Genomic DNA, 13335 nt, shown 5'->3' with positions numbered 1-13335 from the left:
CCGGAAAAGCGTTTTGCTTGACTTTGCATCGGCTTCTGAGCTATCATGATTCGTAATTACTTCAGCGCGACAGGTTGCTAAGATGAAACGGTTACTGGTTCTGTTTCTACTGTTACTCTCCCCCCTTTTTACAGCCGAATCTATTGTCATGAAAGTGGCCATCAAAGGGGCGATAGGACCGGCCAGCTCTTCTGTGCTGCAGGAGGCGTTAGATGCGGCGCAAGTGCAGAATGCCGAAGCCCTGCTGATAGAGCTTGACACCCCCGGCGGTCTGTCGACGTCGATGCGGGAAATGATCCAGGCCATCACCAACAGTCCTGTTCCCGTCATCACCTATGTCGCGCCGAGAGGAGCACGTGCCGCAAGCGCGGGGACCTACCTGCTCTATGCTTCGCATGTGGCAGCGATGTCTCCCGGGACCAATCTCGGCGCGGCAACACCCATCAGCCTGATGCAGCCGCCAAAGCAGTTGGATATAAACACCAGTTCACCTACCACGGCTGAGAAGAAAGCGATTAACGATGCCGTTGCCTACATCACCAGCCTGGCCCAGATGAACGATCGCAATGTGAGCTGGGCCGTCAATGCCGTGGCCTCAGCCGAAAGTCTCTCTGCCGAAGATGCGCTTCGTATGGGCGTCATTGACCTCATCGCCGGTGATACCCAAACGCTGCTGCAGAAAGTCGACGGACGGACAGTCAAGCTGTTGGAGAAGAGCGTCCGCATGCACACAGAAGGGAGCATGATCGTCCCCTTTGAAGCGGACTGGAAGAGCCGTTTTCTTGGCGTCATCACCGACCCGAACATCGCCTATATACTGCTGCTCATCGCCATGTACGGCATCTTTTTTGAACTGATGAACCCCGGTGCTATCGTGCCGGGGGTCATTGGCGTCATCGCCGGTATTATCGCACTCTATGCATTGAACATGATCCCTTTTAATTATGCCGGACTGCTGCTCATTTTCATTGGTATCGCCTTTATGATCGCCGAGGTCTTTGTTGCCGGTTTCGGTGTTTTAGGCATAGGCGGGGCCGTCGCTTTCGCCTTTGGTTCGCTGCTGCTCTTCGACGCCGAAACGCTTGGGCACGACATCTCATTGCCGCTGATCATCGCCTTCAGTCTGGTCAGTCTGGGCTTTTTCATCATCGTGATGCGGCTCTTTGTACGTTCGCGATCGGCCAAGGTGGTCACCGGAGCCGAAGAGATGGTCGGTGCTTCCGCTGAAGTGCTGGAAATTACAGAGAACGGCTACTATGTCCGCTGTCATGGCGAAACATGGCAAGCAATGAGTGAGAAGACGTTAAAAGTCGGCCAGAAAGTTCAGGTTACCGGACGCGACGGCCTCATCTTAAAAGTCAAGGAGTAACCATGTTTTTCGACCTACCTATGATTATTGTCTATTCCGCCATCCTGATCATCCTATTATTGGCGATGGCCATCCGTATTTTACGCGAGTATGAGCGCGGCGTCGTCTTCACCCTCGGACGTTTCACGGGCGTAAAAGGGCCGGGGCTCATCATACTGATCCCCTTTATCCAGCAAATGGTGCGCGTAGACCTCCGCATCATCGTGCTTGATGTACCGACGCAGGATGTCATCTCCCACGACAATGTCTCGGTCCATGTCAATGCCGTCGTCTACTACCGTGTGCTTGATCCCCAAAAAGCGATTATCCAGGTGGAAAATTTCAATGCCGCGACCAGCCAGCTTGCACAGACAACGCTGCGCTCGGTCCTGGGCGGGCATGAACTCGACGAGATGCTGGCCGAACGCGAACGGCTCAACTACGACATCCAGGAGATCCTCGACAAACAGACCGATGCCTGGGGGATCAAGATATCGAACGTCGAGATCAAGCATATCGATCTTGACGAGAGCATGGTCCGTGCCATTGCAAAACAGGCCGAAGCCGAGCGCGAACGCCGTGCCAAGGTGATCAACGCAAAAGGGGAGCTTGAAGCCAGCGAGAACCTGCTTGCTGCAGCCCAAAAGCTCAGCGAAAATGACCTCGGGATACAGCTGCGTTACCTCCAGACCATGAGCGATATCTCCAACGACAAGACCAACACTCTCATCTTCCCCTTCCCGACGGAGCTGAGCAAGTTTTTTAAAGGAAGCTCGAAAGAGTAATCGGCCATGACCCAACCCCCGCACCTTCTCCGTAAAATAACAATGCCGATGCTGCTTTTTTACGGGCTGGGGAACATTTTGGGTGCGGGCATCTATGTCCTCATTGCCGAAGTGGCCAACACCGCCGGGATGTACGCGCCGTTTTCCTTTCTGGTGGCACTTGTCATTGTCTCGTTTACCGCATTGAGTTACGGTGAACTAGCCTCGCGGTATCCTGATGCAGCCGGCGTAGCCCTCTACATAAAAGAGGGGATCGGTTCAACCAGGCTCTCCATCATCACCGGTTTGATTATCGCCCTGGCCGCTCTGATCTCAGCCGCAACCATAGCAAGAGGATTTGCCGGTTATCTTGCGGAGTTCACCCCTCTCTTGCCCGAGTGGATCGCGCTGGCAGGGCTGATTGGGATCCTTTGCCTCATCGCCATCTGGGGCATAGGCGAGTCCGTTGCCATCGCCGTCGCCTTGACCTTTATTGAGATCGGCGGGCTGCTGCTCATCTTGTGGATCGGCCTGCCGGCAATCCCGTCTATGGCAGAAAGGGTGCCTGAACTAATACCCCCTCTTCAGTGGGATACATGGTACGCCATCTCTTTAGGCGGTTTTCTGGCCTTTTATGCCTTTTTGGGGTTCGAAGATATGGCCAATATCGCCGAGGAGGTCAAGGCACCCGCCAAGGCCTACCCCAGAGCTATAATTTTCTCTTTGCTCATCGCCTCACTGTTCTATTTGAGCGTATCGCTGGTCAGTGTCCTTCTTCTCTCCCCTGAGCAGCTCTCTTCGACCGATGCGCCTTTTGCAACCATCTACGAACAGGCCACCGGCAATGAGACGACCCTCATTACGGTTATCAGCATCTTTGCCATTATCAACGGGGCACTGATACAGATTATCATGGCCTCGCGTATGCTCTACGGCATCAGTAAAAAGTGGTGGCCGCCATCGCCTTTATCATACATCAGCGCCAGGACAAAGACACCGGTTGTCTCGACATTTCTGGTCAGTGGGGTCACCCTGGTTTTTGCCCTCTGGCTGCCGCTGGTCACGCTGGCCAATCTGACCAGCTTCCTGATCCTGATCGTCTTTACCGTGGTCAATATAGCCCTGATCCGCATTAAACTACGGGCTCCGACTCCGAAAGGGATCTATCTTATCCCCTTTTGGATTCCGGTTGCCGGGGTTGTCGTCAATCTGCTCTTTTTGACCCTGCAACTCTTTTCGCTTTAAGCGCTCTACTCTTCCTGTCGCCTGCAGTACAAAGCTGTGTTAGAATAAGAGATACCGCAACACATAAAAAAGGAGACCGGTTGCCGAAAAGAGAAGAGAATGATACAAAGATGCCGGCATTCATCGCCGACTGTCATCTGGGAAAACTTGCCAAGTATCTCCGGTTGATGGGGTTTGACACCCTCTATTTTTCACAGATCGATGACGATGACCTCGCCAGCCTTGCTTTGGAGCAGAACCGCATCATCCTTACCCGCGACAAACTCTTGTCCGAGCGCAAAAACATTCCTGTACTTCTGTTGGATTCGATGGAGACCAAAGCACAGCTTCAAACCCTGATCAGCCATTACCGCCTCAAAGAGCATCCTGCACCGTTCAGCCGCTGCATCGTCTGCAACACCCCGCTTCAAGTGGTCGAAAAAGAGAAGATACGGCACAAACTTCCGCAGAAGATCCAACGCACATTTTCCCACTTTGAGTACTGTCCGCATTGCGACCGTGTCTACTGGCACGGCGACCACTACCGCCGTATGCAGCGGTTCCTTGACAGTGTGTTAGAGGATTAGTGTTCTACTCTTTACTCTTTTTTTTGGTCGCTGTTTTTCGCTTTGCAGCCGGTCTTGGATGACTAAACTGGCGGATTGTTTCGGAAAGTATCTTCAGACGGGCAACAACCTTGCCGTTGATAGACGCTTTCGGAAAATCGCCTTTTTCGTCTGCTTCGCCGGCATCAACGCCTGTCAAAATAGCAATGCCCTCATCGATTGTCTTGACGGCATAGATGGAAAAGGTCCCGTTCTCTACCGCTTCGAGCACTTCCGTTTTCAGCATAAGGTGTTTGACATTGGCCTCCGGGATGATGACCCCGTAGGAAGCGTCTGCATCTTTACGCATGCAGATATCGAAAAATCCTTCGATCTTCTCGTTGACACCGCCGATAGGCTGGATCTCGCCAAACTGGTTTACCGAACCGGTGACGGCAATGTTCTGCTTGATCGGCACTTCCGAAAGGGAAGAGAGGAGCGCGTAGAGCTCGGTCGATGAGGCGCTGTCGCCTTCGATCTTGCCGTAGGACTGTTCAAACACCAAAGAGGCGGAGAGACTAAGCGGTAGATCGGAGGCGTATTTCGATCCGAGGTAAGCACTCAGTATCATCACCCCTTTGGAGTGGATGGGACCGCTGAGCTCCACTTTGCGCTCGATGTCGATGATCTCACCTTTGCCGATACGGGTTCTGGCGGTAATACGTGAAGGAAGGCCGAAATTATGGCCGCCTATAGAGATATAGGTAAGTGCATTGATCTGACCAACGGCACTGCCGCTGATATTGATCATGATCGTCCCCTCCTCGATCTGTTCATAGAGTTTCCTCTGGATACGGTTAAGCCGTTCTGTCTGGGCAGTGAGCGCTTTTTCGATATCGCTTTTTTCTATGGATGCGTGCGTATACTTTCTCGACCAGTAATCCGCTTCTTTCAGAAGATCGGAAAGTGTGCGGATATGGGTCGAGAACTTCGCGGCATGCGAGACCTCGCGCGAACTCTGTTCGATGACCCTCGCAACCGCTTCGGGCGTCAGTGCCAAAAGCTCGTGCTGTTTTGCGATCGTACCGATCATACGGGCATAAAGATCAATATTCTCATCGCTTCGCGGCATATCATCCTCAAAATCGGCACTCACTTTGAAGAGTTCTCTGAAATCGGGGTCGTAGTGGTGCAGAAGATAGTAGAGGATGCGTTCGCCGATCAGAATGACCTTGACATTGACCGGGATCGGTTCGGGTTCAAGCGAAGTGGTGCTGACAAGAGAGTACTGCTGCGCCAGCGATTCGATCCGTATCTCCTTGGCCCGCAAAACGCGTTTAAGCCCTTCATAGGCGAAAGGCTGCATGAGCAGTTTTCTGGCGTCCAGAACCAGGTAGCCGCCGTTGGCTTTATGCAGCGCACCGGGCTTGATCATGCTGAAATCGGTCACCAGCGTACCGACCTGGGAGACATGTTCGATTCTACCGATCAGGTTCTGATGAATCGGGTTGTCCTCATAGATGACCGGCGCCGTCTTGTTCCCGTTGTGTGCTATGAAAAGATTGACTTTGTAGCGGGTAAAAGAGGGGGTGTAAAACTCCTGCATAAACGGCGGCATCCCCATCTCTTCAGGTTTTACCAGGAAATCCTGCACATGGCGGACAACATCGCTTTGGAGCCCGTCAAGATAATCGACGATCTTCTGGACACCGGCATACTTTCGGCGAACCTCATCAATAACCGTTTCGACAGATTCCTGTGTGATCTTGCGGTCCAGCGCTTTAAACTCTTTCTGCTGGGCTTTGTTGAGTTCACTCACCCTGCGAAGACCCTCTTTGACGATCTTCTCAAACTCGGTCATCTTGCGCGTGATCTCTTCTTTCTGCTCCCCTTCTATCGCCTTGAACTCTTCTGCGGAGAGTATTTTCCCGTCAACGACAGGCACAAAGGTGACGCGACTGGTCGAAGAGGCGCTCATCGAGACATCATGCTTCTGTGCCTCTTCCTGCAGATGCTGAAAAATATTCGACTGTGCTTCGATATATTTCTGGTTGATCATCTCCTTTTCGTTACGGTAGTTATTACTTTCAAAAACAGCAGGAAGCATCGCTTTCAGCAGTTCCACAAGCTCGGCAATATCACTTTGGAACGGGGCTGCTTTTCCCGGCGGCAGTTCGATGGCGATAGGCTTGCGCGTGTCTTTGAAGTTGTTGACGTAACACCAGTCATTCGGCACGGCTTCGCTCTTCGCCTTCGTCTCCAGAAGCGCCATCACGGTAGAGTGCTTGCCGCTTCCCGAAGGACCCATCGCAAACAGGTTATAACCGTCCTGCTGGATATTGGTACCGAAATCAACAGCTTCAAGTGCATTTTTCTGCCCGATCGGCTGTTCGATCGATTCAAGCTCATCGGTTGTTTTAAATGTGAACAATGAAGGATCGCATCTGTGGTAGAGTGCCGAAATGTCCAAGGGAGTACGCATGTACTGCCTCCTTTAAAGATCTTTAAAAAAGTATAGCGTAAAGATAGATGAATTCCATTAAGACTATCTTACCCCGCCTTCCAGCACCGATAGATGAAGATGTACACGTTTTTTCACTTGTCTGAGATAGAAGCGTAACTTTAAAAAAAACTGATAAAAAAATGTAACTTATATTATCAGTTTGGCAAATGGTTTTTTCGTTAGAATTCCGCCATTATGAAAAGCGTACGATTAACAATGTTGTCGGTTCTACTGTTTGCTTTCAGCTTCTTCATCATCCATGACTATGTTATGGTCGATGTCGATGCCGATACCCAGTACGAGCTCTGTTATGCACAGTCCGACAACAGCGCTTTGGACCTTCCTTCGCAGATCCACGACCACATACACGTTTTACTGGCCGCACCGGACATAGAAAAATCATTGGCGCCTTCTTTTTTAGTTTCGCCTAAACCGCTGTATCTATCAGCAGCATTCAACTCCAACACCCTTTCCGTCCCTCAGCGTCCGCCGCTGGCCTAACCTTTTTATCCCATTTTCGCAGTTTTTACTGTCACAAACACCGCCTCCACCGGCGTCTATAAAAAGGTTATCCATGAAAATATTAGTACTACTTTTGCTGTCACTGGCAGGCCTGAGTGCAGGCTCGATGCCACTGGCATCCTATCTTACGGCAGTCGAATCATCCAACGCAATCGGTGCCTTTAATGCACAGAGCGCTGCAGAGGCCGCGTTGCAGCGCTCGCAGGTGCAGTCGGAGGGGTTTCTGCTTAACGGCGAGCTGGGCTACGCCGCCGAAAAACAGAGCGACCGCGATGCCCTAGAATACCATCTTTCTGTCGAGAAACGACTCTTTTTCGGTAACAGCGGCGCCTATGCCGATGCGCTCAGGCTCTCCTCCGAAACGCAGCAGACCCTGCAGCTCAACCGGCTGCGCACGGTCGTCTATGAACACTATGTCAACGCCTGCGCACTGCAGGAGAAGGCCGGACTGTTAAAAGATGCCCAGGATCGCAATATCGAACTGACGAAACTGATCGACGAAGGGGTAAAGGGAGGCGAATTCGACCGTAGCGCCCTACTTCGCAGCGAACTGATCGTCGACGAACTTCAGCTGCGTATCCGCGACCTCGAAAGCCGCTATTATGAGGCGCTGCAGACCCTGCAGCTCTATACACAAACAGATGAAGAGCCGCTCTGCCAGGACCTCCCTTTTGCCGTCACTCTTCAGGATGATCTGGAAGCAGACTCCCTGCTCTACCGCTATCTCGAGAGCGAGATAACGGCAAGCTCGGCGCTCAAAGCGTTTCACGCCACTGCCATCAAAGAGGTCTCCGTCGGCGTGGGCTACGACAACGAGATGGACCTCTCCCGCGGCATCGTCTTCATGCAGATTCCCCTGACCCAGGGAAGCCGCCGCGAAAGCGAACGCGAGGCTGCGGCCCAGTCGAAACTGGCCGCGCAACAGCAGCTGCTCTTCGCAAAGGCGGAGATGCAGGCGCAGATCCGCAGCTACAAAACGGCACAGCAGACCCGTCAAAAGGCCTATCAGCGCCTCAACGATATCCTTATCCCGACAGCCTATGAGACCAGTGTCCTGCTACTGGAGCGTTTTATGGGTTCAGAAGGGAGCTACCTGGCCTATATCGATAGCCAGAAAACGCTCTTCGACCTTCTGATCAGAGGCATCGACACCCGTGCCGACACCCTGCTTGCGCAGGCAAAACTTTACCGAACTCTGGGCATCGACCCGCAAAAGGACATCAAATGAAACTATTTTTTCTTACGCTGAGCTTTCTATTGTCAATCAACCTCTATGCCGCCGAACTGATCCAGGCAGGCTCCCTCAATGTCACGCTTGCTGCGCCGAAAAAGGTCGAAAAAGTACCGATGGGAAGTTACCTCGGTACCTACACCTACCCCGCGGCACACCGTTTTACAATCAGCGCCTATGTAGACGGTTTCATCTCCGAGATCGCCGTCAAACCGTTTGCCAACGTCAAAAAAGGCCAGAAACTCTTTGTGATCCAGAGCCCGAAACTGCTTGACCTGCAATCGGACTACATCGCCACACTGATCGAGCTGGAATTCCACCAGAAGGAGATCGACCGTCTCAAACCCCTTGCAGAAAAAGGTGTCGTCGCCTCCAAACGCTACACCGAAGCCAAAAACATGTACGACCAGCTGAAAGCATCAGTCCGTCTGAAACAGAACCTTCTGCGCTCATACGGTCTCTCGCAGGCCGCACTCAACAAGGTCACCTCGCAGCACAAAGCCTACCCGAGCCTGGTCATCAATGCCCCGGCCAATGCGACGGTCAGCAGCATCGAAGTGCAGGTCGGCACTTTTATCCACCAGGGTGCGACGCTGGCCAAACTGGTCGACACGACAGAGTGCCATTTCGAGATCGATCTGCCGTGGCAGCTGGCCGCGACACTGAAACAGGGCGATATGCTCTATTCGCACAACAGCTCTTTCAGTATCTTTGCCATGTCGCCTGAGATCGACGCCGTCTCCCAGACACGCAGCATCGATCTGCATGAGAAAGAGTCCTGCAACGCACAGGGCGGTGCCAGCGTCAATGTCACCTTCTATCGAAAAACAGAGGCATGGATGGTGCCTTCCTCCGCTCTTGTCGGCACGGAGAACGGGTATGCCGTCTTTGTCGCCGCAGAGGGCGGTTTCCGCAGTGTCCCCGTAACCCTTCTCGCACAGCTTGAAGGCAAAAACTTTATCAGCGCACCGTTGAACGAGAGCGACCGCATCGCCGTCTCTTCGGTCCTGGCACTCAAGAGTGCCGCGGAAGGAGCAGAGGAATGATCGATAAACTACTGGGCTTTGCGCTTTCACAACGCTACCTTGTCATCCTCTTCGCCCTCGCAATCGCTGTCTACGGCGTCATCTCCTACAGCAAGCTGGTGATCGACGCCTTTCCGGATGTCTCCTCGACGCAGGTCAAGATCATCATCAAAGCGCCCGGAATGACCCCTTCGGAGGTCGAACAGCAGATCACCATCCCGATCGAACTCGAGATGAAAGGTATCCCGTACCAAACCATGGTGCGTTCCATCTCCAAATACGCACTGGCCGACATCACCATCGACTTTGATGAAGGAACCGACCTCTACTGGGCGCGCGACCGCGTCTACCAGCGCTTCAGCGCCATCAAAGAGGAGCTGCCGGGCAATATCAGCGGCGGTATCGCCCCGATCACCACACCGCTCGGCGAGATACTGATGTTCACCATCGAGTCCGATACGCTGAGCCTGATGGAGAAACGCACGCTGCTTGACTGGGTCGTCCGGCCCGCACTGCGCAGTGTCAACGGGGTCGCCGACGTCAACGCCCTCGGCGGCGAGGTCAAAAGCTTTATCGTCAAACCCGACTTTGCCAAACTTGCCCTCTTCGGCATTTCCGTCGAAGAGCTACAGCGGGTGCTAGAACAGAACAACGCCAACTATGGCGCCGGGCGGATCGAAAGGGGTGACGAAGCCCTGATCGTCAGGGTCGTCGGCAAACTCAACAGTATCAATGCCATTGAAGAGCTTGTTCTGGCACAGCGCGGCAGTAGCACCATCTATGTCAAAGATGTCGCCGATATATCGGTCGGCGCGATCACCCGCTACGGCTATGTCACCAAAGACGGCAAAGGCGAAGCGGTCGAAGGGCTGGTGCTGGGTCTCAAAGGGGCTGACTCTTCACAGACCGTCGCCGCGCTCAAGACCCGACTTTCCGAGATCGAGAAGAGCTTGCCGGAGGGGACGAAGCTCTCCATCTTTTACGACCGCAGCCACCTGGTAGGCAAAGCGGTCTCCACCGTACAGAAAGCGCTCATCGAGGCCGTGATACTGATCATCGTGATCCTGCTGCTGATGCTCGGCAGCTTCATCTCGGCCCTCACCGTCGCCCTGATCCTGCCGATGGCGATCCTTACCACCTTTATCCTGATGCAGTTTTTCGGTATCAGCGCCAACCTGATGAGCCTCGGCGGGCTTGCCATTGCCATCGGGATGATCGTCGACTCCGCCGTGGTGATGGTCGAGAACATCGTCGCCTGGCTCGCCCATCCGAAATACAAGAATGAGACCCGCGTCCGCCTGGTCTATATGGCCGCCAAAGAGGTGAGCCTGCCGGTCATCTCCGGCGTCGTCATCATCATCACCATCTTTTCCCCGCTGCTGATGCTGCAGGGGCTGGAGGGCAAACTCTTCGCCCCGGTGGCGCTGAGCATCGTCTTCAGTCTCGGTGCGTCGATCATCTTCGCCCTTTTCCTGATCCCGGTGATCTCGGAATGGCTTATCAAGAATCCCTCCGAAGAGCCGACCTGGCTGGTACGCAACCTTACCAAGATCTATGTGCCGAGCCTGAGAAAGGCCTTTGCCTACGAGAAGTGGATCTATCTTTTCCTGCTACTGACCGTTCCGCTTACCGTCGTGATGTTCAACAATATCGGCAAAACCTTCATGCCTACCATGGATGAAGGGAACATCGTCATCGGCATCGAATCCAATCCCTCCATCAACATCCCGGCGGGCATCGCGCTCAATACGCAGATCCAGCAGCAGCTGATGGCCGAAGTACCGGAGATCGACTCTATCATCTCACGCAGCGGTTCGGACGAGATCGGACTCGACCCGATGGGGCTCAACGACACCGACACCTTCCTGGTGCTCAAACCCAAATCCGAATGGCGTCAGGAGGATACGGAATGGCTCAGAGCCCGGATGCGCGAAGTGCTTGAGGATATCTCCGGTATCGAGTTCGGCTTCACCCAGCCGATCGAGATGCGTACCTCGGAGATGCTCACCGGTGCGCGCGGCGACGTCGTCGTAAAGCTCTTCGGCGATGAGACCGAAACACTCAACACGCTCGGAGAATCCATTGCAGCGATCATCCGTAACAGTGAGGGGAGCGAAGATGTCTACATGCGCCAGAACGGGGGTGTCACCTACAGCCAGGTTGTCTTTGACAAAAAGCAGCTTGCAAAATATGGCATGAGCCTCGACGAGGCGGCGCATATACTGAACATCGCTGTCATGGGAGCACAAAGCGGTAAGATCTACGAGGGGATGAAGCAGTTCGACATCCTGATCCGCGGTGACTACACCCTCAACAACCTGCCGCTGGAACAGATCTATTTAACCTCCCCGACAGGCGTACGCATCACGCTTGCCAACATCGCCCATGTCGAACGTGTCGACGGCAGTGTCGAGATCAAGCATGAGCAGGCACAGCGTTTCGTTTCCATCCAGACCAACGTCAGCGGAACGGACCTCAACACCTTTGTCGAACAGATACAGGAGAATATCAACACCAACGTCTCCCTGCCGACAGGCTACCGTCTGGAGTATGGCGGCGAATTCAAGAACCAGCAGCGTACAATGGCGCGCCTTGTCGTTGTCGTCCCTATCGCCCTGGCCGTCATCTTTATGATCCTCTTCTTCACTTTCCGATCAATGCGCCAGGCCGCCGCAGTCTTTGCAACTATCCCGCTGGCGTTGACCGGCGGGGTATTGGGGCTCTTCATTACGAACAACTATCTCTCAGTACCGGCATCGGTGGGATTCATTGCCCTGCTCGGTATCGCCGTGCTCAACGGCGTCGTGATGGTGAGCTACTTCAACGAGCTTGTCAAGACGATGCCGCTCGAAGAAGCGGTCATCGAGGGGGCGAAGCGTCGTCTGCGCCCGGTCATCATGACGGCACTTATCGCCGCCTTCGGGCTCGTGCCGATGCTTTTTGCCACCGGACCGGGCTCCGAGATCCAGAAGCCGCTGGCGATCGTCGTCATCTTCGGCCTGATCAGCTCGACGCTGCTCACCCTGCTCATCCTTCCGATCCTCTACCGTCGCGTCGAGACCGGACAGACGCAGAGATCCTGAATAACAGCTTTCGAATAAGCACCGGGTATGGATGTGAAAGCGTCCATACCGTCACACCGTTTCTCCGCTTTTACCTCTCTCTTTTCAATAAGCTTTTAACACTATTAAATGTACACTTTTACTTTAGAAAATTATAAACCATTAATATGTTGATCCGAAAGAACAAAAATGCGCTCTATAAAAACTGCTATCGTCGTTTTACTCTTGTTTCTCGGGGCAATGCTCAATGCATCGGCCCAGCCTCTTAGAACGGTCGCTTTTGCGCAGGATATGATGGCCAACGATTTCCGCCGGGCGCAAGTCTTCGAGGTGCGCGACGCCCTTGCTGAACATCCGGACCTTGCCTTCATCTACTCTGATGCAAAAGGGCAGACATCCCTGCTGATCCGCCAGATCGAGCAGTTTATCGCTGCCGGGGTCGACCTGCTTATCGTCGGTACGAACCATGCCGATGCGGTGGTACCGGTCGTCGCCAAAGCCCACCGGATGGGGATCCCCGTCATCATCCTTGACCGCGGTATCAACAGCCTTGACTACACCACTTTTATCAACTCGGACAACATCAGGATCGGTACGATGGGAGCCGACTACATTGCCAAACGCTTAAACGGCAAAGGAACCGTGCTTCTTTTCGAGGGGCTGCAGGAGGCCGATGTGACACAGCTTCGGAGCAAAGGGTTTCTTGATGAGATCGCCAAATACAAAGAGATCAAAGTCATCAGAAGGACCGGGAACTATCTGCGCAAAGATGCCATCATCGAAACCGAGAAGCTGATCAAAGAAGGGATCCGCATCAACGCCATCTTTTCGGAGAGCGACAGCATGCTCAGCGGCGTGCGTTCCGTTTTGCATCGGTATAACATTGACCCCGCCTCCATTGTTACGGTCGGATGCGACTATACAAGCGAAGCCAGAAAAGCAATCCTCGAAGGAGAGCAGTCAGCCTCCATTCTCTTCCCGCTGGGCGGAAAAGCGTCCGTTGACGTTGCCCTGAAGATCCTTGCAAAGGAGAAGGTACCCAAGCATATCTCCATTCCTGTCAAACTGATCACCATGGACAATGCCGATAGGATTGACCCGATCTTTTGAC

The 13335-nt window shown here is 53.5% G+C and carries 10 protein-coding genes; 9 read left to right on the top strand and 1 reads right to left on the bottom strand.

The features are described 5' to 3' along the window. Positions 1 to 82: 82 nt before the first annotated feature. From WCY20_RS03380 to WCY20_RS03365, 4 genes are all read left to right on the top strand, one after another. A complete protein-coding gene (locus tag WCY20_RS03380; protein WP_345976985.1) occupies positions 83 to 1369 on the top strand; it encodes a nodulation protein NfeD in 1287 nt (428 codons plus the stop codon). A gap of 2 nt (positions 1370 to 1371) precedes the next feature. Further along, a complete protein-coding gene (locus WCY20_RS03375; protein ID WP_345976984.1) occupies positions 1372 to 2133 on the top strand; it encodes a slipin family protein in 762 nt (253 codons plus the stop codon). A 6-nt stretch (positions 2134 to 2139) separates the two neighbouring features. Then, positions 2140 to 3357, top strand: coding sequence for an APC family permease (locus tag WCY20_RS03370; protein ID WP_345976982.1), 1218 nt, complete (start codon positions 2140 to 2142; stop codon positions 3355 to 3357). Positions 3358 to 3437: 80 nt separating this feature from the next. Next, positions 3438 to 3923, top strand: coding sequence for a Mut7-C RNAse domain-containing protein (locus WCY20_RS03365; RefSeq protein ID WP_345976980.1), 486 nt, complete (start codon positions 3438 to 3440; stop codon positions 3921 to 3923). 4 nt (positions 3924 to 3927) lie between these two features. On the opposite strand, the gene WCY20_RS03360 is transcribed toward WCY20_RS03365, so the two are convergent. Beyond that, positions 3928 to 6363, bottom strand: a complete 2436-nt coding sequence (locus tag WCY20_RS03360) for an ATP-binding protein (RefSeq protein ID WP_345976979.1) — start codon at positions 6361 to 6363, stop codon at positions 3928 to 3930. Between the two features lie 216 nt (positions 6364 to 6579). On the opposite strand from WCY20_RS03360, the gene WCY20_RS03355 reads away from it, so the two are divergent. The 5 genes from WCY20_RS03355 to WCY20_RS03335 all read left to right on the top strand — a co-directional run bounded on the left by WCY20_RS03355 (position 6580) and on the right by WCY20_RS03335 (position 13334). Next, complete coding sequence (locus tag WCY20_RS03355) at positions 6580 to 6885, top strand: hypothetical protein (protein WP_345976978.1); 306 nt, start codon at positions 6580 to 6582, stop codon at positions 6883 to 6885. 73 nt (positions 6886 to 6958) lie between these two features. Continuing rightward, the gene (locus tag WCY20_RS03350) at positions 6959 to 8134 is read left to right on the top strand and encodes a TolC family protein (RefSeq protein WP_345976976.1); all 1176 of its coding nucleotides are present in this window, start codon (positions 6959 to 6961) and stop codon (positions 8132 to 8134) included. Next, the gene (locus WCY20_RS03345; RefSeq protein WP_345976975.1) at positions 8131 to 9183 is read left to right on the top strand and encodes an efflux RND transporter periplasmic adaptor subunit; all 1053 of its coding nucleotides are present in this window, start codon (positions 8131 to 8133) and stop codon (positions 9181 to 9183) included. The genes WCY20_RS03350 and WCY20_RS03345 overlap by 4 nt, the downstream gene beginning before the upstream one ends. Continuing rightward, positions 9180 to 12245: a CusA/CzcA family heavy metal efflux RND transporter gene (locus WCY20_RS03340; RefSeq protein WP_345976973.1), complete on the top strand. Its 3066-nt coding sequence runs from the start codon at positions 9180 to 9182 to the stop codon at positions 12243 to 12245. Before WCY20_RS03345 ends, WCY20_RS03340 begins: the two co-directional genes overlap by 4 nt. 168 nt (positions 12246 to 12413) lie before the next feature. Then, complete coding sequence (locus WCY20_RS03335) at positions 12414 to 13334, top strand: substrate-binding domain-containing protein (protein WP_345976972.1); 921 nt, start codon at positions 12414 to 12416, stop codon at positions 13332 to 13334. The last annotated feature ends 1 nt before the right edge of the window (position 13335 follow it).

The organism is Sulfurimonas sp. HSL3-7, from assembly GCF_039645985.1.
GTDB classification, from domain to species: Bacteria; Campylobacterota; Campylobacteria; order Campylobacterales; family Sulfurimonadaceae; genus Sulfonitrofixus; species Sulfonitrofixus jiaomeiensis.
Note: the sequence above shows the minus strand (reverse complement) of the source record. Positions and strands in the feature narration are given on the sequence as shown.